Below are 20,601 nucleotides of genomic sequence, written 5' to 3' on the forward strand. Positions count from 1 at the left end.
AAACGCCCGGTCACATTCCGAACCCGGAAGCTAAGCCTCACAGCGCCGATGGTACTGCAGGGGGGACCCTGTGGGAGAGTAGGACGCCGCCGAACTCCTTTTACAGCTCCGGCTCCTGGGCATACCGCCCAGGAGCCGGAGCTTTTTTGCGTTGAGGTAGGGTCAGGGAGCATCGTTGGCTCATTTTCTACTGGAGGCCCCCGGGTGGAGGTCCAGGAGACCCGTGTGCAGACCAACCGGGTCCTCACCATCCCCAACATCCTCAGCATGGCGCGCCTGCTCGGCGTACCGCTGTTCCTGTGGCTGATTCTCAGGCCTGAGTTCGGAGGGCCGCAGAGCGACGGCTGGGCCCTCCTCGTGCTGGCTCTGAGCGGAATCAGCGACTACCTCGACGGCAAGCTCGCCCGGCGCTGGAACCAGGTCAGCAGCCTTGGCCGGCTGCTCGACCCGGCCGCGGACCGGCTCTACATTCTCTCGACCCTGATCGGCCTCACCTGGCGGGAGATTCTCCCCCTCTGGTTGACCGCTGCACTTCTGGCGCGAGAACTGATGCTGTTGGTGATGGTGGGCATCCTCAGGCGGCACGGCTATCCGCCCCCCCAGGTGAACTTCCTCGGGAAGGCGGCCACCTTCAACCTGATGTACGCCTTCCCGCTTCTGCTGCTCAGTGACGGAAGCGGATGGCTGGCGTCACTCGCTGCTATTTTCGGATGGGCGTTCGCAGGATGGGGTACAACGCTGTATTGGTGGGCAGGAGTCCTCTACGTGGTACAAGTCCGCCGCCTGGTCCGTGCGGACCCCATGGCCGACTGATCTCGCCGAAGCGATTGGCACTCAGCGCTGGCTCGATGGCCCGCTACAGAAAAGTGCGGGACAATCTGGACGGGTGAAGTCGGCTAGACCGTCGTCTCTTCAAGGAGGACGCTTCCGACATGAAGGCCGTCGTGATGGCCGGAGGCGAAGGCACACGCCTTCGTCCTATGACCTCGAGCATGCCCAAGCCGCTCCTGCCGGTGGCCAACCGGCCGATCATGGAGCACGTTCTGAGGCTGCTCAAAAGGCATGGGCTCAATGAGACCGTCGTCACTGTCCAGTTCCTGGCCTCACTGGTCAAGAACTACTTCGGTGACGGTGAGGAGCTCGGCATGGAGCTCAGTTATGCCAACGAGGAGAAGCCACTCGGTACCGCGGGAAGCGTCAAGAACGCGGAGGAGGCGCTGAAGGACGACGCCTTCCTCGTCATTTCCGGCGACGCGCTCACCGACTTCGACCTCACCGAGCTGATCAACTTCCACAAGGAAAAGGGTGCACTCGTCACCGTCTGTCTGACGCGTGTGCCCAACCCTCTGGAATTCGGCATCACCATCGTCGACGAGGAGGGCAAGGTCGAGCGCTTCCTCGAGAAGCCGACCTGGGGCCAGGTCTTCTCCGACACGGTGAACACCGGCATCTACGTGATGGAACCCGAGGTCTTCGACTACGTCGAGGCCGATGTGCCCGTCGACTGGTCCGGTGATGTCTTCCCGCAGCTGATGAAGGAAGGCAAGCCGATCTACGGCTACGTCGCCGAGGGCTACTGGGAGGACGTCGGCACGCACGAGAGCTACGTGAAGGCCCAGGCCGACGTGCTGGAAGGCAAGGTCGACGTCGAACTCGACGGCTTCGAGATCTCGCCTGGCGTATGGGTCGCCGAAGGCGCCGAAGTGCATCCGGACGCCGTGCTCCGCGGCCCCCTCTACATCGGGGACTACGCCAAGGTGGAGGCCGGCGCGGAAATCCGCGAACACACGGTCATCGGGTCCAACGTCGTCGTCAAAAGCGGAGCCTTCCTGCACAAGGCCGTCGTCCACGACAACGTGTATGTCGGACAGCACAGCAATCTGCGCGGCTGCGTCGTCGGCAAGAACACCGACATCATGCGGGCGGCCCGGATCGAGGACGGCGCCGTCATCGGCGACGAATGCCTGATCGGTGAAGAATCGATCGTGCAGGGCAATGTGCGGGTCTACCCGTTCAAGACCATCGAGGCCGGCGCCTTCGTCAACACCTCGGTGATCTGGGAGTCGCGGGGCCAGGCACACCTCTTCGGCGCGCGCGGCGTCTCCGGCATCCTGAACGTCGAGATCACGCCGGAGCTGGCCGTACGCCTCGCAGGGGCCTACGCGACCACGCTCAAGAAGGGCTCCACCGTCACCACGGCCCGCGACCACTCCCGCGGCGCCCGTGCTCTGAAGCGAGCGGTGATCTCCGCGTTGCAGGCCAGCGCCATCGACGTACGCGATCTGGAGAATGTGCCGCTGCCCGTGGCGCGGCAGCAGACCGCGCGCGGCAGTGCCGGCGGGATCATGATCCGGACGTCGCCCGGAGTGCCCGATTCCGTGGACATCATGTTCTTCGACGGGCAGGGCGCGGACCTGTCGCAGGGCAGTCAGCGGAAGCTGGACCGGGTGTTCGCGCGGCAGGAGTACCGGCGGGCGTTCCCCGGAGAGATCGGGGACCTGCATTTCCCCGCCAGTGTCTTCGACTCGTACACCGGGTCGCTGCTGCGGAACGTGGACACGACCGGGATCGCCGAATCCGGGTTGAAGGTCGTGGTGGACGCTTCGAACGGCAGTGCCGGTCTCGTCCTGCCCAGCCTGCTCGGAAAGCTCGGGGTCGACTCGCTGACCGTCAATCCCGGTCTGAACGAGGCCCGGCCGACGGAGAGCAGTGACCAGAGGCGTTCCGGGCTCGTGCGGCTCGGGGAGATCGTGGCGTCGTCGCGGGCCGCGTTCGGTGTGCGCTTCGACCCGGTGGGCGAGCGGCTCTCTCTCGTCGACGAGAAGGGCCGGATCATCGAGGACGACCGGGCGCTGCTCGTGCTGCTCGACCTGGTCGCCGCCGAGCGGCGCAGCGGGCGGGTGGCCCTGCCGGTGACCACGACGCGGATCGCCGAGCAGGTGGCGGCCTATCACGGCACCCAGGTGGAATGGACGACGACGTCGCCCGACGACCTGACCCGGGTGGGCCGCGACGAGTCGACCATCTTCGGCGGGGACGGCAAGGGCGGCTTCATCGTCCCCGAGTTCAGCAGCGTCTTCGACGGTACGGCGGCCTTCGTGCGGCTGATCGGGCTCGTGGCCCGGACGCAGCTCACGCTGAGCCAGATCGACGCGAGGATCCCGCGGGCGCACGTTCTGAAGCGGGATCTGGCCACTCCGTGGGCCGTCAAGGGTCTGGTGATGCGGCGGGTCGTCGAGGCCGCCGGAGACCGCTCCGTGGACACCACGGACGGTGTCCGGGTGGTGGAGGCCGACGGACGCTGGGTGATGGTGCTGCCGGACCCGGCCGAGGCGGTCACGCACCTGTGGGCGGAAGGCCCCGACGACGCCTCCGCGCAGGCCCTGCTGGACGAGTGGTCGTCCGTCGTGGACAGCGCCGGGCGCTGACACACCTACCACGCGCGCGTGCCGGACAGGTGTCCCCAAGGGGGCCTGTCCGGCACGTGGGTGGGGCCATTCGGAGGTAGCGGGCGCGGCGTGCGACGATGTGCGGCATGCCGCAGCAGCCCCCCGTTCGGAGCACGCCCGCGCGAGCGTCGCGTCCGGACGCGTCCATGTCGCTGCTCACCAACGTCATGGACCACAGCCTCGACGACGGATATGCCGAGGCGGCCGTCCGGAAGCGGGCCGAGGGCGTCGGTGGGCTGCCCAGGACGCTGCGCGCGAAGCTGGGCTTGGCCGCGGGCCTGGTGCTCGCGGCTCTCGTCGTGACCGTGGGAGCCGCTCAGGCGCGGATCGCCGCTCCGGTCGTGGCCAAGGAGCGCGAGGAACTGATCGACCGCATCGACAGTGAGACCGAGGCGGCGGACGAGCTAGAGGACACCGTCGACGAACTGCGTGACGACGTGAGCGCGCGGCAGCGGGAGGCCCTCCGGGAGAGCGGCGGGGGCGACCAGGCGGAGCTGGTGGGAATCCTCGCAGGCGCGGTCGAGGTGCACGGACCCGGTGTGAAGCTGGTCGTGGACGACGCCGAGGCGGCCTCCACCGGCGGTGACGGTGATCCGCGCGAGACCTCCGGCTTCTCCGACACCGGGCGGGTCCGGGACCGTGACATGCAGCGTGTCGTCAACGGGCTGTGGGCGTCGGGTGCCGAGGCGGTCTCCGTCAACGGCCAGCGGCTGACCGCGCTGTCGGCGATCAGGGCCGCGGGCGAGGCCATACTGGTCGACAACAAGCCGCTGGTGCCGCCGTACACGGTGCTCGCGGTGGGGGACGGGAAGAACCTGAGCACCCGGTTCCAGGACAGCCCCGACGGGCTGTATCTGCACGCCCTCCAGGAGAACTTCGGCATCCGGACCGCCATCTCGGTGGAGAAGGACGTCCGGGTGCCCGCGGCACCGAGTGTGATCGTACGTACAGCAGAGCCGAGAACTGAGAAGGGCACATCGTGATCGCCGTACTGGGCCTCGTCGTGGGAGTCGTGGCCGGCCTCTTGGTCCGGCCCGAGGTTCCGGCGGTCGTCGAGCCTTATCTGCCGATCGCCGTCGTGGCGGCTTTGGACGCCGTCTTCGGAGGTCTGCGGGCCATGCTCGACGGCATCTTCGACGACAAGGTGTTCGTCGTGTCGTTCCTGTCGAACGTGGTCGTGGCCGCCCTGATCGTGTTCCTCGGTGACAAGTTGGGCGTCGGCGCCCAGTTGTCCACGGGTGTGGTGGTCGTGCTCGGCATCCGGATCTTCTCCAACGCCGCGGCGATCCGCCGGCACGTCTTCCGGGCGTGAGGGCGATGAGCGACCACGACGCGACCCAGCCCGACGGGACCCCTCGGAACGAGTCACCCCGCAACGAGTCACCCCGCAACGAGTCACCGCGGGTCGAGACACCTCGGGAGGAGACGCCCACGACCAGGCTGCGCAAGGAGCTGCCCCAGGAGGTTCCCGCGGCCGTTCCGCGCGAGGAACGGCCCGAGGAGAGCGGGAAGCCCACGCTGACCGGCCGGCAGCGGCTGGTGCAGGGGCTGTGGCCGCCGCGGGTGAGCCGTGCCCAACTCATCGTCGCCCTGCTGCTGTTCGGGCTCGGCTTCGGGCTGGCCGTGCAAGTGGCCTCCAACAGCGAGAGCGGCAATGCCCTGCGCGGGGCGCGCCAGGAAGATCTCGTGCGCATCCTCGATGAACTCGATGACCGCAGTCAGCGTCTTGAGGACGAGAAGCAGGGTCTCGAGAAGCAGCGGCAGGAGCTGGAGAACAGTTCCGACCAGGCCGAGGAGGCCCGCAGGCAGACGGTCGAGAAGGAGAAGCAACTCGGCATCCTGGCGGGCACGGTGGCCGCTCAGGGGCCCGGCATCACCATGGTCGTCGAGGACACGAAGGGGACGGTCGAGGCCGACATGCTGCTCGACGCTATCCAGGAGCTGCGCGCGGCGGGCGCCGAGGCGATCCAGGTGAACGGCGTGCGGGTCGTCGCCGGCACGTATCTGACGGAATCCGGCAAGAGCGTGAGCGTCGACGGGAACAAGATCAACGCTCCCTATCGTTTCAAGGTCATCGGCAAGCCGCAGGACCTCGAACCGGCGCTCAACATCCCTGGGGGCGTGGTGCAGACTCTCGAGAAGGAGCAGGCCACGGTGTCCGTGGAGCGATCCACCAAGATCGTCGTGGACGCCTTGCGAGCAGCGGAGCAGCCTGACTACGCTCGGTCGTCCTCGCAGTGAACCGGGGGTGCATGGGGACCGTCGGGCAAGGGCATGAGGTTGCGGGGGGTCGGCGCACCGAACGGGTGGTGCGTGGTGGAAACTGTCTGGTGGATACGGACGTTGTGAAGATGTCCGGGTCGGCCGGTCTAATCATTCAGGGTTCGTCCTGCCCCACGGGCGGGTCTGTTTCGGTCAAGGGGAATCGCCCGTGAAGTTGTTTGCGAAGTTGTTCGGCAAGAGCGCGCGAGAGGGCAGCGGTGACAACGCGACCGCCCGTCACCGTGCACAGCCTGACGCGGAGGGCCAGCGGCCGCTGTTCCGGGACCAGGTGGCTGGTCCGGGTGGTGACATTTCCGGAGGCCAGGGCGGGGCGTCGGTTGACCCTGCGCAGTCCGGCGGCATAGGTTTCGGACAACCGTCAACCTCAAGTACGGGTGGAGGGTTTTCCCCTATGTCGGCCCTGGTGTGTACGAGGTGCGGTAACCGCAACGCGGAGAACAGCCGCTTCTGCTCCAACTGCGGCGCGCCGCTGAGGCCGGGGCTGACGCCCGAGCGCCCGTCGGAGACGACGTCCACCATTTCCATCTCCGGTCTCGAGGCCTACGACTCCGAGGCCACCGGACAGACGCAGCTGCCGGCGCTCTCGCCCGAGGCCCAGGCCGCGGTCGACGCGCTGCCGCTGGGTTCCGCCCTGCTGGTCGTGCGGCGTGGCCCCAACTCGGGCAGCCGCTTCCTGCTGGACGGCGACCTGACGACGGCCGGGCGGCACCCGCAGAGCGACATCTTCCTGGACGACGTGACGGTCTCGCGCCGCCACGTGGAGTTCCGGCGCCGCCAGGACGGTTCGTTCACGGTGGCCGACGTCGGCAGTCTGAACGGCACGTACGTCAACCGGGAGCGGATCGACGAGGTCCCGCTGTCGAACGGTGACGAGGTGCAGATCGGCAAGTACCGGCTGGTCTTCCACGCGAGCCAGCGAGGCTACTGACCCTCCCCCGGACCCGGTCCGGGGGAACCCCCAGGGAAGGCCCATGCTGCGAACACCGAGGGGCGGTGCCGAACCCGGCGCCGCCGCGGTCGACGGTGGTGCGATGAGCATCGGCACAGTGCTGAACGTGCTGCGCGACGAGTTCCCCGAAGTCACCATCTCCAAGATCCGCTTCCTGGAGTCGGAGGGGCTCGTCGAGCCGCAGCGGACCCCGGCGGGGTACCGCAAGTTCAGCCGGGAGGACGTCGAGCGCCTCGGTCATGTCCTCAGGATGCAGCGGGACCACTACCTGCCGCTCAAGGTGATCCGGGAGCATCTGGACGCCATGGAGCGCGGTGAGGCGGCACCGCTGCCGACCGTGGGCCGGCAGCGGGACGGGGAGGCGGTACCGGAGCGGCCCGACGCGTCCACCGCCGCCCGCATCGGGCGGTCCGAGCTGCTGGCGGCCGCCGGGATCGACGAGCGCGAACTCCAGGAGTGGGAGGCCTACGGGCTCGTCGCGCCCTTGGAGGACGGGGTCTACGACGCCGAGGTCGTCACGGTGGCCGCCCTCGTCTCCGAGCTGGGGCGGTTCGGGATCGAGCCCCGGCACCTGCGGGTGATGAAGGCCGCGGCCGACCGTGAGGCGGGGCTCGTGGACCAGGTGGTCGCACCGCTCCGGCGCCACCGCAATCCGCAGACGAGGGCGCATGCCGAGGCTCGCACGAAGGAGCTGGCGGGGCTCACGGTCAGGCTGCACGCGGCGTTGGTGCAGACCGCGCTCGGGGTGCGCCTGCCCTGAGGCGGACGGTCCGGGCCGCCCGGATCGGTCACCCGTTCCCGGCCCGACTACCCAAACGTCCCGAGCACGGCCTAGGGTTGCTGTGTGAACGAGCTCGATGTCGTAGGTGTCCGGGTCGAGATGCCCTCCAACCAACCGATCGTCCTGCTGCGTGAAGTGGGAGGCGACCGTTACCTCCCCATCTGGATCGGGCCGGGGGAGGCGACGGCGATCGCCTTCGCCCAGCAGGGCATGGCTCCGGCGCGGCCGCTGACCCACGACCTGTTCAAGGACGTGCTGGAGGCCGTGGGCCAGGAGCTCAGCGAAGTGCGCATCACGGACCTGCGTGAAGGCGTCTTCTACGCCGAGCTGGTCTTCGCCAGCGGGGTGGAGGTGAGCGCGCGGCCGTCCGACGCCATAGCGCTGGCCCTGCGCACCGGGACGCCGATCTACGGCAGCGACACGGTGCTCGACGACGCGGGGATCGCCATCCCGGACGAGCAGGAGGACGAGGTGGAGAAGTTCCGCGAGTTCCTCGACCAGATCTCGCCCGAGGACTTCGGCAGCAGCAATCAGTAGCCGTCGGCAGGCGCGGGTGGTCCGGTGGGCGCGGCGGCTCGGCCGCGGCAATTGCCGCCGGACCATGAGAGCGTCCTGCGGCTTCCGCTCAGCGCATTCGGCTAGCCTTTCCCCGCGGTGGAGCGGGGGAAACCACTCCTAGGGTGATTATCACTCGGCGTGCCGAGTGTGGCGATCGTTGACGCACCCCTGGTGACTGCCTACCGTCGAGAAGGCAGGTCAAGGACGGAGGTCGGCGTGAGAAGCAGCGGCGACGGTACGGTGGGGGGTGCCCCCGGACTCGGTGTCGGGGGGAGCGGTCCGTACCCTCCCTCAAGCTCTCGGCTCCGCGCGAGCGGGGGGTACCCCCATCACGGAGGCGCGGCCGATCACGCTCCGCAGCGACCGGCGGCCGTGCCGAGCAGCGGAGGGGCGACGTCTATGGCGTCCGAGGAGATCGGCTACCGCGGCCCGACGGCCTGTGCGGCCGCCGGCATCACCTATCGGCAACTGGACTACTGGGCGCGCACGGGGCTGGTCGAGCCGAGCGTACGGCCCGCCCACGGGTCCGGTACGCAGCGCCTGTACAGCTTCCGGGACGTGGTGGTCCTGAAGATCGTCAAGCGTTTCCTCGACACCGGGGTCTCACTCCAGAACATCCGCACCGCCGTCCAGCACCTGCGTGAGCGCGGTTTCAGCGACCTCGAGCGGATGACGCTGATGAGTGACGGCGCCACGGTCTACGAGTGCACCTCTCCGGACGAGGTCCACGCACTGCTCCAAGGCGGTCAGGGCATCTTCGGGATCGCCGTCGGCGTGGTGTGGCGGGATGTCGAGAGCGCGCTGTCCCAGCTGCACGGGGAGCGCGTCGACACCGGTGAGACACTCGTCGGGCCCAACCCGGCGGACGAGCTGGCCCGCCGGCGCAACCGGGCGGTCTGACGGCCCCGGCGCCTTCGCGGGCGGCTGCACGGCCTCATTGTCAGTGGCGTGGTGCAGCATCGGAGATGTGAGAAACGCGCCCACCATCCTGCATCTCGACATGGATGCCTTCTTCGCCCAGGCGGAGCAGGCGTCCAAGCCGAGTCTGCGCGGGAAGGCGGTGGTCGTGGGGGGCCTCGGGCCGCGAGGGGTGGTGGCGACCGCCTCGTACGAGGCGCGGGTCTTCGGGGTGCACTCGGCGATGCCGATGGCGCAGGCCCGCCGGCTCGCTCCGAACGCCGCCTACCTGGTGCCGCGGGGCGCGTTCTACCGCCAGATCAGCGACCAGGTCATGGCGCTGCTGCGCGCCCTGTCGCCGTTGGTGGAGCCGCTCAGTCTGGACGAGGCGTTCGTGGATCTGGAGGCCGGTGGAGCGGCCTGGGACAGCGAGTCGGCGCGGCTGGCCGGGGTGCGGCTGCGCGCCGACATCCGGGCGGTCACCGGGCTCACCGGTTCGGTGGGGCTGGCGGCCTCGAAGATGCTCGCCAAGATCGCCTCCGAGCAGGCCAAGCCGGACGGCCTGGTGCTGATCGAGCCGGGCACCGAGCGGTCCCTGCTCGCGCCGATGTCGGTGCGGACGCTGCCGGGGGTCGGTCCGGCGACCGGCGACCATCTGCGGCGGGCCGGGATCGCCACGGTCGGGGAGATGGTCGAGGCGGGGGAGGACGAGCTGGTAAGGCTGCTGGGCAAGGCACACGGGCGCGCGCTGTACGCCATGGCGCTGGCCCGGGACGACCGGCCCGTGGTGGCCGAGCGGGAGACCAAGTCCGTGTCGGTGGAGGACACCTACGACGTGGACATCCATGACCGGATGCGGGTGGAGCTGGAAGTGCAGCGGCTCGCCGACCGGTGTGTGCGGCGGCTGCGGGAGGCCGGTCTGTCGGGGCGGACCATCGTCCTGAAGGTGCGGCGGTACGACTTCTCCACGCTCACCCGGTCGGAGACCCTGCGGGGGCCCACGGACGATCCGGCGGTCGTGCGGGAGGCGGCGGCGCGGCTGCTGGACGCGGTGGACACGACGGGCGGTGTGCGGCTGCTCGGGGTGGGAGTCAGCGGGCTGGCCGACTTCACGCAGGAGGACCTGTTCGCGCAGGCGGCCGAGGTGCGGGCGGCGGACGTGCGGGCCGAGGGGGCCGAGGACGAGGCGCCGGAGGAGCCCGCCGTGGCCGAGGCGGTGCCCGCGGAGCACCGGTGGCGGCCGGGGCTCGACGTGCGGCACGCCGGGCTCGGCCACGGATGGGTGCAGGGCAGCGGGCTGGGGCGGGTGACCGTGCGGTTCGAGACACCCGAGTCGGAGGTCGGCCGGGTGCGGACGTTCCGGATCGACGACCCCGATCTGGAACCGGCGGAGCCGCTGCCGCTGGTGCGTCGAAGACCGGACGGGACATCAGCCGTGGACACGGCCGGCCGGGTGCCGGCGGTGGGGCCGCGGTCGGGGGACGGCCGGTGACGGGATCGAGCGAGGCGGTGGGCGGTGGCGGACGAGAAGGGACGGACGGGCCCTGCCGCGGTCTCGGCGGAGCGGCGTGACGAGGTGCGTTCGGTGGTCCGGCGGGTCACCGGACGGGCCGCGGGGCGCGAGGACGTCGTCGGGGTGCTGCTCGTCGGGTCCTGGGCGCGGGGCGCCGGGCGAGCGGACTCGGATGTCGATCTCGTGGTGCTGACCGCCGAGCCGGGCCGGTACGTTGCCGAGGACGCCTGGGGGCGCGACCTGGCCCTGGGAGAGCTGATCCGCAACCGGGCCTGGGGGCCCGTCACCGAATGGCGGTACGTCACCGCCTCCGGTCTGGAGGTCGAGGTCGGCATCGGCCCCGCCGACTGGGCGCGTACCGATCCCGTCGACGCGGGCACGCGACGCGTCGTCACCGACGGGGCGCGGCCGCTCCACGATCCGCAGGGGCTCCTGGGGGCGCTGGTCCGGGCGTGCGGCGGGTCCGCTCAGGTCTCCTCCGAGCCCGCCAGCCTGCCGAAGTCACGGTCCGGGAGGGGCGGAGGGGCGGCCACGTCGAGGCCGTAGTGGTGATAGAGCTGGAGTTCCTGGTCGGGGGAGAGGTGACGGCCCACGCCGAAGTCGGGGGCGTCCTTGATCAGGGCGCGGTCGAAGGGGACGTGCAGGGTGCCCTCGACCAGTTCGCTGGGCTCCAGGGGGACGAAGGCGTCCCTGCTGAACAGGCCGGTGCGTATGGCCGCCCACTCCGGCACGCCGGTCGCGTCGTCGAGATAGATCTCGTCGATGGTGCCGATCTTGGTGCCGTTCCGGTCGAACGCCTTGCGGCCGATCAGGTTGCGCGGGTCGATGTCGGTCTGCACGGGCCCCTCCACTTGGTCGCAAACTCATCCCTCAGCACTACAAAAGAGCACATCGGGAGTCGCGGCCACTCGAAGAGAGGCCTCGTTGACCTCGCTGGTAGTCTGGCAATGGCCGCTGACCCCGTGCGGGAGAGTCCTCCGGAGACCACCGGAGGCGCCGAAGGAGCAAATCCTCCCCGGAATCTCTCAGGCTCACGTACCGCACGGACGAGGTCACTCTGGAAAGCAGGGCGGGTGCCGACGGCGTCGACGGCTTCCGCTCTCACCGACGGTGAAAGCCGGGTGCCCTCGGGCGGCCGGTGAAGCTCTCAGGTTGAGATGACAGAGGGGGAGGCCGTCCGGGTACCCGCCAGTGGTGCCCCTCGAAGGTCGTGTCTGACCAGGAGGCCTCCGCAATGACCGCCCATCGCATTCCGCTCTCCGACCTCGAACAGGGAATCCCCTTCGAGCAGCGCCACATCGGGCCCGACCAGGAGGCGCGGGCCAAGATGCTCGCGCAGGTCGGTTACGGCTCCCTGGACGAGCTGACCGCCGCCGCGGTCCCCGACGTGATCAAGAACGCCGACACGCTGGACCTGCCGGGTGCGCGCACCGAGGCCGAGGTGCTGGCCGAGCTGCGGTCGCTGGCCGACCGCAACCAGGTCATGGACTCCATGATCGGGCTCGGCTACTACGGCACCTTCACCCCGCCGGTCATCCTGCGCAACGTCATGGAGAACCCGGCCTGGTACACGGCCTACACGCCGTACCAGCCGGAGATCTCGCAGGGCCGGCTCGAGGCGCTGCTGAACTTCCAGACCATGGTCGCCGATCTGACCGGACTGTCGACGTCCGGCGCCTCGCTGCTCGACGAGGGCACGGCCGCGGCCGAGGCGATGGCGCTGTCCCGGCGCATGGGGAAGAACAAGAAGGGCCTCTTCCTGATCGACGCGGACGCGCTGCCGCAGACCATCGCCGTGATCGAGACGCGTGCCGAGCCGACCGGTGTCGAGGTCGTCGTCGCCGACCTCAGTGAGGGCATTCCGGCCGACATCGCCGCGCGCGAGATCAACGGTGTGCTGATCCAGTACCCGGGGGCCTCCGGCGCCGTACGCGACCTCAGGCCGGTCATCGACCAGGCGCACGAGCTGGGGGCGCTCGTCACCGTCGCCGCCGATCTGCTCGCGCTGACGCTGCTGACCTCGCCCGGTGAGCTGGGCGCGGACATCGCCGTCGGCACGACGCAGCGGTTCGGGGTGCCGATGGGCTTCGGCGGACCGCACGCCGGTTACATGGCCGTCCACGAGAAGTTCGCGCGCAGCCTGCCCGGGCGGCTCGTGGGCGTGTCCGTCGACGTGGACGGCAACCGGGCGTACCGGCTGGCGTTGCAGACCCGTGAGCAGCACATCCGCCGGGAGAAGGCGACCAGCAACATCTGTACGGCGCAGGTGCTGCTCGCCGTCATGGCCGGCATGTACGCCGTCTACCACGGTCCCGAGGGCCTCCGGGCGATCGCGTGGCGCACCCACCGCTACGCCTCGGTCCTGGCCGCCGGGCTCACCGCGGGCGGCGTCGAGGTCGTGCACGGTTCCTACTTCGACACGCTGACCGTGCGGGTCCCCGCGAAGGCTGCCGAAGCCGTCGCCGCCGCGCGGGACAACGGCGTCAACCTGCACCTCGTCGACGCCGACCACGTGGCGATCTCCTGTGACGAGACCACCGGGCGGGCGCAGATCAGCGCCGTCTGGCGGGCCTTCGGGGTCGAGGGCGACATCGAGGCCCTCGACGCGGTCACGGAGGACACCCTCCCCGCCGCGCTGCTGCGCCGCGACGAGATCCTCGCCCACCCCGTCTTCCACCAGCACCGCTCCGAGACCGCGATGCTGCGCTACCTGCGCAGGCTGGCCGACCGCGACTACGCGCTGGACCGGGGCATGATCCCGCTGGGCTCCTGCACGATGAAGCTGAACGCGACCACCGAGATGGAGCCGGTCACCTGGCCCGAGTTCGGGCAGTTGCACCCCTTCGCGCCCGCCGAGCAGGCGCGGGGCTACCTCACGCTCATCCATGAGCTGGAGGAGCGGCTCGCCGAGGTCACCGGGTACGACAAGGTGTCCCTCCAGCCGAACGCCGGGTCGCAGGGCGAGTTCGCCGGACTGCTCGCCGTACGCGGATACCACCGGGCCAACGGGGACGAGCAGCGGACCGTGTGCCTGATCCCGTCGTCGGCGCACGGCACGAACGCCGCGAGCGCCGTGATGGCCGGGATGAAGGTCGTCGTCGTGAACACCGCCGAGGACGGCGAGATCGACGTCGAGGACCTGCGGGCGAAGATCGAGAAGCACCGCGACGAGCTGGCGGTCCTGATGATCACCTATCCGTCGACGCACGGGGTGTTCGAGGAGCACGTCGCCGACATCTGCGCGCAGGTGCACGAGGCCGGTGGCCAGGTGTACGTGGACGGCGCCAACCTCAACGCGCTCGTCGGGCTCGCCAAGCCCGGGCACTTCGGCGGCGACGTCTCGCACCTGAACCTGCACAAGACGTTCTGCATCCCGCACGGCGGCGGCGGTCCGGGCGTCGGCCCCGTGGCCGTACGGTCGCACCTGGCGCCGTACCTGCCCAACCACCCGCTCCAGCCCGAGGCCGGGCCCGCGACGGGGGTGGGGCCGATCTCGGCCGCGCCGTGGGGTTCCGCGGGGATCCTGCCGATCTCGTGGGCCTATGTGCGGCTCATGGGCGGGGAGGGGCTGAAGCGGGCCACGCAGGTGGCCGTGCTGTCCGCCAACTACGTCGCCAAGCGGCTCGAACCGCACTACCCCGTGCTCTACACCGGTCCCGGCGGGCTGGTCGCGCACGAGTGCATCATCGACCTGCGTCCGCTGACGAAGGCGACCGGTGTCAGCGTGGACGACGTGGCCAAGCGGCTCATCGACTACGGCTTCCACGCGCCGACGATGTCGTTCCCCGTGGCCGGGACGCTGATGATCGAGCCGACCGAGTCGGAGGACCTGGCCGAGCTCGACCGGTTCTGCGAGGCGATGATCGCGATCCGTGGGGAGATCGAGAAGGTCGGGGCCGGTGAGTGGCCCGCCGAGGACAACCCGCTGCGGGGCGCTCCGCACACGGCGGCCGCGCTGGGCGGCGAGTGGGACCACGCCTACACGCGCGAGGAGGCCGTCTTCCCGGCCGGGGTGTCCGCCGCCGACAAGTACTGGCCGCCGGTACGCCGGATCGACCAGGCCTTCGGCGACCGCAACCTGGTCTGCTCGTGCCCGCCGCTGGACGCGTACCAGGACTGATCCGGCAGCCGTACGCCGTCCCGGCCCCCGTCCGCGCAGGGCGGGGGCCGGGACGGCGTGTCAGGGGGCGTGTCAGGAGGCGGTTCAGGCCGGATAGGCGTGCGTCTGGGCCGCCTTGACCGTGGCCCACACGGTGGCGCCGGGATGCAGGTCGAGTTCCGCGGCGGCGACCGTGGTGAGGTCGGCGGCCAGGGGGAGCTCACCGGTGAGGTCGGCGCGGATCTGGTCGCCGTGGGTCTCCAGGCCCGCGACCTCGCAGCGCCAGAGGTTGCGGGCGCTGGAGCCGGTGGGGCGGTCGCGGTGGAGGGTGACCGCGCCGGGCGGGAACGCGACGAAGACCGGCCCGGTGAGAACCTCCGTGGTGGTGAGCGCGGGGCCCGTGTCGAGGCGCACCGTGTGGCCGTCGGCCCGGCCGCGGTACAGGTTCAGGCCGACGAGCCGGGCGATGTAGTCCGTGCGCGGGTGGCGGGCGATGTCGGAGGGGGCGCCTTCCTGGACGACCGTGCCGTCCTCGACGACGACCAGGCGGTCCGCGAGGACCATGGCGTCGAGCGGGTCGTGCGTGACGAGGACGGCGACCGCCTCGAAGTCGGCCAGATGACGGCGGAGCCGGGCGCGCACCTCCAGGCGGGTGCGGGCGTCCAGGGCGGCGAGTGGCTCGTCGAGCAGCAGCAGCCGGGGACGGGTGGCGAGAGCGCGTGCCAGGGCGACCCGCTGGGCCTGGCCCCCGGAGAGACGGCGGGGCTTGGCGCCGGCGTGCTCGGCGAGACCCATCCGCTCCAGCCACTCCGCCGCCAGGGCGCGTGCCTCGGCCTTGCTCGCGCCGTGGCAGCGCGGGCCGAACGCCACGTTGTCCAGGGCGCTCAGGTGGGGGAACAGCAGGTAGTCCTGGAAGACCACGCCGATCGGGCGGGATTCCGGCGGGGTACGGTCCAGCACGCTGCCGTCCAGGCGGAGACGGCCGCCGGTGAGCGGGACGAGGCCGGCGAGGGCGCGCAGGGCCGTCGTCTTGCCGGCGCCGTTCGGGCCGAGCAGGGCGACGACGTCGCCGGGGGCGGCGCTCAGCGCGATGTCGAGGCGGAAGGCGCCCCGGTCGACGACGAGATGGGCGTCGAGCCCCTCGGCGGTGCCCGTGACGCGGTCGGGGGTGTCCTTCGCGTGGTCGGGGGTGTTCACGAGGCGGTCATCCAGCGGTCGCGCAGGCCCGCCAGTACGGCGATGGAGACGGCCAGCAGCACGAGGCTGAGGGCGATGGCGGCCTCCGGGTCGTTCTGCAGGGCGAGGTAGACGGCGAGCGGCATGGTCTGGGTACGGCCGGGGAAGTTGCCCGCGAAGGTGATCGTCGCGCCGAACTCGCCCAGCGCGCGTGCCCAGGCCAGCACGGCGCCCGCCGCGATGCCCGGCGCGATCAGGGGCAGCGTGACTCGGCGGAACGCGGTGAAGCGGGAGGCGCCCAGGGTGGTGGCCGCCTCCTCGTAGCGGGGGTCGGCGGCGCGCAGCGTGCCCTCGACGCTGATGACGAGGAACGGCATCGCCACGAACGTCTCCGCGAGCACGACGCCGGTCGTGGTGAACGGCAGGGTGATGCCGAACCAGGAGTCCAGCCACTGCCCGACCACGCCGTTGCGGCCCAGGGCGAGCAGCAGGGCCACACCGCCCACGACCGGCGGCAGCACCAGTGGGAGCGTCACCAGGGCGCGCACGAGACCGCGGCCGGGGAAGTCGGTGCGGGCCAGCAGCCAGGCCAGCGGTACGCCGACGACGAGACTCAGGGCGGTCGCCGACGTGGCGCAGATCAGGGACAGCCGCAGGGCCTGCCACACCTCGGGACTGGTCAGCTGCTCGGGGAGGCTGTGCCAGGGCGCCCGGATCAACAGGGCGGCCAGGGGCAGCAGCAGGAAGGCCAGGCCCAGGAGGGCGGGCAGCAGCAGGGCCAGGGGGACGCCGGTGCGGATCCGGTCCGGTCGCCGGTCGCCCTTGCGCAGGTCGGAGGCGAAGGGTGTCACGGCTTCAGGAACCCGGCCCCGGTCAGTGCCTTCCGGCCCTCCGCGGAGCGCACGAGGGTGACGAAGGCCTGGGCGGTCACGGCGTTCCGGGAGTCCTTGAGCGGGACGATGGGGTAGTCGTTGACGGCGTCGGCCGACTCGGGGAAGTCCACGCCCTCCACCTTGTCACCGGCCGCCCGCACATCGGTCCTGTACACCACCGCGGCGTCGGCCTCCTTCAGCTCCACCTTCGTCAGAGCGCTCTTGACGTCCTGCTCGTAGGAGACCGGGGTGAGGTCGAGCCCGCTCGCGTCGAGGGCCTTGCGGGCGGCGGCGCCGCACGGGACGGCCTCGTCGCACAGGACGACCTTGAGGCCGGATTTCGTGAGGTCCTTCAGGGAGGCGACCTTGTCGGGGTTGCCCGGCAGGGTGGCGATCTCCAGCTGGTTGCGGGCGAAGGTGACCGGGGCGGAGGCGTTGTCCCCGGCGTCCGTCACGATCGCCATGGTCTTGGTGCTGGCGGCGGCGAACACGTCGGCCGGGGCGCCGCCGGTGATGCTCGCGGCCAGGGTGTCGCTGCCGCCGAAGTTGAAGACGACCTTCGTACCGGGGTACGCCTTCTCGAACTCCTCGCCCAGTGCCGTGAAGCTCTCCTGGAGGGAGGCCGCCGCGAAGACGGTCACCGTGCCGGACGGCTTCGCCGGATCCGAAGTGGCGGACCCGGTCCCCGAGGAGGTGTCGTCCGAAGAGGAGCAGGCGCTCAGCACCAGCAGTGCGGCGGCCCCGGCGCCCGTCAGGCGCAGTGTCCGGCGGGCCCGGCGGGCGGTTCGGGTCGTCACGGTGCGCTCCTCGGTGTCGTCGCGGTCCCTCGAACGGGCCCATACCGAGATAATAATGCCGCAGTTGCGAGGTGTAAGTCAGTTCTAGGTTCGCATGAGCGGCATCGAGTCGGCCCATAGGATCGCATGTGCGATGTATGGGGACGTGCTGGCGCGTGCAGGGCTCGTGTCAAGTGCGGTCGATGTGGACGTTGGTCGACTTCACGCGGGCCGTGGCCTCCATGCCCACCTCCAGGCCGAGTTCCTCGACGGCCTCGCGGGTCAGGAGGGAGACGAGGCGGTGCGGGCCCGCCTGGATGTCGACCTGGGCGGCGACGTCGCCCAGCTTGATCGCGGTGACGATGCCGGGGAACGCGTTGCGGGCCGAGGTGTAGGAGGCGCCGGCCTCCTCGCCGCCGGATCTGGCGAGTTCGACCGAGAAAGCGGCGAGATCCTCGCCGTGGACGAGGCGTCGTCCGCTGTCGTCGCGGTGCGTCGGCACCCGGCCCGCGTCCGCCCAGCGGCGTGCGGTGTCGGGGCTCACGCCGAGCAGGCGCGCGGCCTGGCCGATGGTGTAGGACTGCATGCCGGTCACGATAAGGGCAGGCGGGGCCGGGGGCGGGGCCGGGCCGCCGGGTGACGCGGTGCGGGGGGCCGGCGGGGCGCAGTGGTCACGGGCCGGTTCCGGCGGCGGCCGGGCGGGCGGGGTGAGCGGTGCCGGCCGACGAAAGGGGAGTCGGCGGCCGGCCGGGCCGGCCGCCGGTCGGGACGAGGGGGCCGGGCACGGCGGGGGATCCGGTGGAGCGGCGCCGGGCGGGCGCGCACCTCACGCTGGTGGTGCTGGGCGCGCTGCTCTCCGCGATCGGCGTCGCGGGCATGGACCGGCTGGTCCGGCGCAATGTCCTCGCCCTGTCGGGGCGTGCGGTCGAGGACGCCGGCGACGTCTCCGCGTTGCTGCTCGACAAGACCGGCACCATCACTCTCGGCAACCGCCGGGCCGCGGAGTTCGTGCCGGTGCGGGGCGCCACGGAGGCCGAGGCCGCCGACGCCGCCCAGCTGTCGTCACTGGCCGACGAGACGCCCGGGGGCCGCTCCGTCGTCGTGCTGGCCGAGGAGCGGTACGGCCTGCGTGAGCGGCACGAGGGCGAACCGGCCGGCGCCGAGTGGATCGCCTTCACCGCCCGCACCCGGATGTCGGGCGTGGACGTCGACGGGCGCCGGGTGCGCAAGGGTGCGGCCGGCGCCGTCATCGCCTGGGTGCGCGAGCAGGGCGGTGAGGTCGCCGCGGACGCCGGGGAACCGGCCGACCGGATCGCCGAGGCGGGCGGTACGCCGCTGCTGGTGGCGGCCGACGACGACCGCGGCGCGCGGGTGGTCGGCGTCGGCCATCTCAAGGACGTGGTCAAGGAGGGCATGCGCGAGCGGTTCGCCGAACTGCGCCGCGTGGGCATCAGGGGCTCGGGCCTCGACCCCGACATCTCCCCGGCGTACGCCGAACTCCAGGTCCACCGGGTCGCCGAGCGCGACGGCCTGCCCGCCGCCCGTGTCGAGAAGCTGGTGGAGGAGCGCGCCGAGGGCCGCACCCTCGGATTCCTGGGCGAGCCGCGCGTCGACGTCCTCGAACTCGACGTCGCGCTCAGGAGCTTGATCGACCGCAGGTGAGGCGGTTGTCCCTCGCAGTCCGGGGAGCTGACGCGCGGTCTTGTCGTTGCCCGGACAGCCTTCTACAGTCCCCTCCGTAATGTTCGTCAAAAGGGTCGAATGTTTCGGAGGGTTCGATCTGTCACCTGTCTGACGGACGTGCGGAAATTTCTCTGTGTTCAAGGGGTTGCCACCTGTCTAAGGCTGTCTCTAGGGTGCGGCAGCAGCGAAGCTTTCTGGATTAACGCCGAAACTTTCGATCTCGCGAACGGCCGTGTCCGGCCGTTCCGTACCCCAAGGAGCGCATGATGGGCGACCCGGGACTCTCCCGACGAGGCTTCCTGGCGGCCTCCGCCGCGGCCGGTCTTGGCATGACGGCACTGAGCGCCTGTGGCGGCGACTCGGACGGAGGATCGTCGGGGACGACCACCATCGAGTGGTGGAACATCTCCACCACGCAGCCGACCAAGGACGTCTGGGCCGCCCTGGCCAAGCAGTTCGAGGCCCAGAACCCCAAGGTCAAGGTCAAGATCGTCCAACTGGAGAACGACGCCTACAAGTCGAAGATGACCGCTCTGATCGCCTCCGGGAAGCTGCCGGACATCTTCCACACCTGGGGCGGCGGCGTCCTGAAGCAGCAGGTCGACGCCGGACTCGTCGAGGACCTCACCGATCGCACCAAGGGCTGGGCCGACGGCATGCTGCCGGTCGCCAAGGAGCCGTACCTGGTGGACGACAAGGTCTACGGCATACCGTTCGACATCGGCATGATCGGCTTCTGGTACAACAAGGCCCTCTTCAAGCAGGCCGGCGTCAGCGCGCCGCCCACCACCTGGAGCGGATTCCTCGACGCCGTCAGGAAGTTGAAGTCCGCCGGCATCACCCCGCTCGCCCTGGCCGGCAAGGAGAAGTGGCCCGGCATGTACTACTGGGCCTACCTCGCGATGCGCACCGCCGGGGTCGACGCCCTGCGGAAGGCCGACGACGACAAGGACTTCACCGGGGACGGCTTCGTCCAGGCGGGACAGCACCTCCAGGATCTGGTCGACCTCCAGCCGTTCCAGAAGGGCTTCCTCGGCGCCGCCTACTCCAGCCCCACCGGACAGGCCGCCACCGTCGGGAACGGCAAGGCCGCGATGGAACTCATGGGCCAGTGGGCCCCGGTGGTGGAGGCCGACGCCGGCAAGGGGCTCGGCGCCGACCTCGGGTTCTTCCCGTTCCCCGAGGTCGAGGGCGGGCAGGGCAAGCTCACCGAGGTGTTCGGAGGCGGTGGCGGACACGCCCTGCGTGCCGGCGCCCCGCAGGCCGCCGTCGACTTCCTGAAGTTCTTCGCCTCCGCCGCCACCGACACCGAGCTGGTCAAGAAGACCGGCGTGCTGCCCGTGGTGCCGGCCGCCGAGAGCGCGCTGACCGACCCCAACCTCAAAGCCGTACAGACGCAGTTGAAGGCGGCCACCGGCTTCCAGCTCTACCTCGACCAGGCCTATGCGCCGGCCCTCGGCCAGGAGATCAACGACAGCGTCGCCGCCCTCATAGCCGGTTCCAAGTCACCCGCGCAGGTCGCCCAGTCGATCACCAAGATCGCGAAGGAAGAGCAGTAGCCGGCG

At 70.6% G+C, this 20,601-nt stretch carries 19 protein-coding genes, 1 rRNA gene, 1 pseudogene and 1 riboswitch; of the genes and pseudogenes, 16 read left to right on the forward strand and 5 right to left on the reverse strand.

Going from position 1 to position 20,601, the window contains the following annotated elements:
• The 12 genes from rrf to ACIP5W_RS32275 form a co-directional block, all read left to right on the forward strand.
• Positions 1–95 (forward strand): 5S ribosomal RNA (gene rrf, locus ACIP5W_RS32220); the annotation flags it as partial.
• A 109-nt stretch (positions 96–204) separates the two neighbouring features.
• Entirely contained in the window at positions 205–813 is a 609-nt protein-coding gene (locus tag ACIP5W_RS32225) for a CDP-alcohol phosphatidyltransferase family protein (RefSeq protein WP_401481021.1), read from the forward strand.
• Positions 814–932: 119 nt separating this feature from the next.
• Positions 933–3,428 carry a mannose-1-phosphate guanyltransferase gene (locus ACIP5W_RS32230; protein WP_363092996.1) on the forward strand — a complete coding sequence of 832 codons (2,496 nt, stop codon included), beginning with the start codon at positions 933–935 and terminating at the stop codon, positions 3,426–3,428.
• Positions 3,429–3,595: 167 nt separating this feature from the next.
• Complete coding sequence (locus tag ACIP5W_RS32235) at positions 3,596–4,432, forward strand: DUF881 domain-containing protein (protein ID WP_401481024.1); 837 nt, start codon at positions 3,596–3,598, stop codon at positions 4,430–4,432.
• Positions 4,429–4,761 (forward strand): small basic family protein, encoded by a 333-nt coding sequence (locus tag ACIP5W_RS32240; protein WP_003988855.1) that lies wholly within the window; start codon positions 4,429–4,431, stop codon positions 4,759–4,761. Before ACIP5W_RS32235 ends, ACIP5W_RS32240 begins: the two co-directional genes overlap by 4 nt.
• A gap of 5 nt (positions 4,762–4,766) precedes the next feature.
• Positions 4,767–5,690, forward strand: coding sequence for a DUF881 domain-containing protein (locus ACIP5W_RS32245; protein ID WP_401481026.1), 924 nt, complete (start codon positions 4,767–4,769; stop codon positions 5,688–5,690).
• 82 nt (positions 5,691–5,772) lie between these two features.
• Complete coding sequence (locus ACIP5W_RS32250; protein ID WP_401481127.1) at positions 5,773–6,660, forward strand: FHA domain-containing protein; 888 nt, start codon at positions 5,773–5,775, stop codon at positions 6,658–6,660.
• Between the two features lie 43 nt (positions 6,661–6,703).
• Positions 6,704–7,441 carry a MerR family transcriptional regulator gene (locus ACIP5W_RS32255; RefSeq protein WP_401481028.1) on the forward strand — a complete coding sequence of 246 codons (738 nt, stop codon included), beginning with the start codon at positions 6,704–6,706 and terminating at the stop codon, positions 7,439–7,441.
• Between the two features lie 84 nt (positions 7,442–7,525).
• On the forward strand, positions 7,526–7,999 hold the full coding sequence (locus ACIP5W_RS32260) for a bifunctional nuclease family protein (protein WP_073494403.1): 474 nt from the start codon (positions 7,526–7,528) through the stop codon (positions 7,997–7,999).
• Positions 8,000–8,236: 237 nt separating this feature from the next.
• On the forward strand, positions 8,237–8,920 hold the full coding sequence (locus ACIP5W_RS32265) for a MerR family transcriptional regulator (RefSeq protein WP_401481030.1): 684 nt from the start codon (positions 8,237–8,239) through the stop codon (positions 8,918–8,920).
• Between the two features lie 67 nt (positions 8,921–8,987).
• A complete protein-coding gene (locus ACIP5W_RS32270) occupies positions 8,988–10,409 on the forward strand; it encodes a DNA polymerase IV (protein WP_401481032.1) in 1,422 nt (473 codons plus the stop codon).
• Positions 10,410–10,433: 24 nt separating this feature from the next.
• The gene (locus ACIP5W_RS32275) at positions 10,434–10,976 is read left to right on the forward strand and encodes a nucleotidyltransferase domain-containing protein (protein ID WP_401481034.1); all 543 of its coding nucleotides are present in this window, start codon (positions 10,434–10,436) and stop codon (positions 10,974–10,976) included.
• On the opposite strand, the gene ACIP5W_RS32280 is transcribed toward ACIP5W_RS32275, so the two are convergent.
• Entirely contained in the window at positions 10,898–11,269 is a 372-nt protein-coding gene (locus ACIP5W_RS32280) for a PRC-barrel domain-containing protein (RefSeq protein ID WP_398103323.1), read from the reverse strand. The genes ACIP5W_RS32275 and ACIP5W_RS32280 overlap by 79 nt on opposite strands.
• Before the next feature lie 116 nt (positions 11,270–11,385).
• Positions 11,386–11,481: riboswitch (glycine riboswitch) on the forward strand.
• A gap of 183 nt (positions 11,482–11,664) precedes the next feature.
• Here ACIP5W_RS32280 and gcvP point away from each other — a divergent pair.
• Positions 11,665–14,550: an aminomethyl-transferring glycine dehydrogenase gene (gene gcvP, locus ACIP5W_RS32285; RefSeq protein ID WP_401481036.1), complete on the forward strand. Its 2,886-nt coding sequence runs from the start codon at positions 11,665–11,667 to the stop codon at positions 14,548–14,550.
• A gap of 84 nt (positions 14,551–14,634) precedes the next feature.
• Here the strand turns inward: gcvP and ACIP5W_RS32290 are convergent, their stop codons facing one another.
• The 4 genes from ACIP5W_RS32290 to ACIP5W_RS32305 form a co-directional block, all read right to left on the reverse strand.
• Positions 14,635–15,726 (reverse strand): ABC transporter ATP-binding protein, encoded by a 1,092-nt coding sequence (locus tag ACIP5W_RS32290; RefSeq protein ID WP_401481038.1) that lies wholly within the window; start codon positions 15,724–15,726, stop codon positions 14,635–14,637.
• Positions 15,723–16,556 carry an ABC transporter permease gene (locus ACIP5W_RS32295; protein ID WP_401481040.1) on the reverse strand — a complete coding sequence of 278 codons (834 nt, stop codon included), beginning with the start codon at positions 16,554–16,556 and terminating at the stop codon, positions 15,723–15,725. The genes ACIP5W_RS32290 and ACIP5W_RS32295 overlap by 4 nt, the downstream gene beginning before the upstream one ends.
• Positions 16,553–17,374: a molybdate ABC transporter substrate-binding protein gene (modA, locus tag ACIP5W_RS32300; protein WP_401481042.1), complete on the reverse strand. Its 822-nt coding sequence runs from the start codon at positions 17,372–17,374 to the stop codon at positions 16,553–16,555. Before modA ends, ACIP5W_RS32295 begins: the two co-directional genes overlap by 4 nt.
• Positions 17,375–17,543: 169 nt before the next feature.
• Positions 17,544–17,939 (reverse strand): molybdopterin-binding protein, encoded by a 396-nt coding sequence (locus ACIP5W_RS32305; RefSeq protein WP_401481044.1) that lies wholly within the window; start codon positions 17,937–17,939, stop codon positions 17,544–17,546.
• Positions 17,940–18,166: 227 nt separating this feature from the next.
• Between ACIP5W_RS32305 and ACIP5W_RS32310 the strand changes: the two are divergent.
• The 3 genes and pseudogenes from ACIP5W_RS32310 to ACIP5W_RS32320 all read left to right on the forward strand — a co-directional run.
• A pseudogene (locus ACIP5W_RS32310) lies at positions 18,167–18,806 on the forward strand (potassium-transporting ATPase subunit B); the annotation flags it as partial.
• The gene (locus ACIP5W_RS32315; protein ID WP_401481129.1) at positions 18,797–19,015 is read left to right on the forward strand and encodes a potassium-transporting ATPase subunit C; all 219 of its coding nucleotides are present in this window, start codon (positions 18,797–18,799) and stop codon (positions 19,013–19,015) included. The pseudogene ACIP5W_RS32310 and the gene ACIP5W_RS32315, both read left to right, overlap by 10 nt.
• 287 nt (positions 19,016–19,302) lie before the next feature.
• Positions 19,303–20,595, forward strand: coding sequence for an extracellular solute-binding protein (locus ACIP5W_RS32320; protein WP_401481131.1), 1,293 nt, complete (start codon positions 19,303–19,305; stop codon positions 20,593–20,595).
• The last annotated feature ends 6 nt before the right edge of the window (positions 20,596–20,601 follow it).

This window comes from Streptomyces sp. NPDC088766, assembly GCF_044750845.1.
Classification (GTDB): Bacteria; Actinomycetota; Actinomycetes; order Streptomycetales; family Streptomycetaceae; genus Streptomyces.

Coding starts and splice junctions, on each gene's coding strand:
- ACIP5W_RS32230 (WP_363092996.1), top strand. CDS start 933: ATGAAGGCCGTCGTGATGGCCGGAGGCGAAGGCACACGCCTTCGTCCT.
- ACIP5W_RS32235 (WP_401481024.1), top strand. CDS start 3,596: ATGTCGCTGCTCACCAACGTCATGGACCACAGCCTCGACGACGGATAT.
- ACIP5W_RS32245 (WP_401481026.1), top strand. CDS start 4,767: ATGAGCGACCACGACGCGACCCAGCCCGACGGGACCCCTCGGAACGAG.
- ACIP5W_RS32255 (WP_401481028.1), top strand. CDS start 6,704: ATGCTGCGAACACCGAGGGGCGGTGCCGAACCCGGCGCCGCCGCGGTC.
- gcvP (WP_401481036.1), top strand. CDS start 11,665: ATGACCGCCCATCGCATTCCGCTCTCCGACCTCGAACAGGGAATCCCC.
- ACIP5W_RS32305 (WP_401481044.1), bottom strand. CDS start 17,939: ATGCAGTCCTACACCATCGGCCAGGCCGCGCGCCTGCTCGGCGTGAGC.
- ACIP5W_RS32320 (WP_401481131.1), top strand. CDS start 19,303: ATGGGCGACCCGGGACTCTCCCGACGAGGCTTCCTGGCGGCCTCCGCC.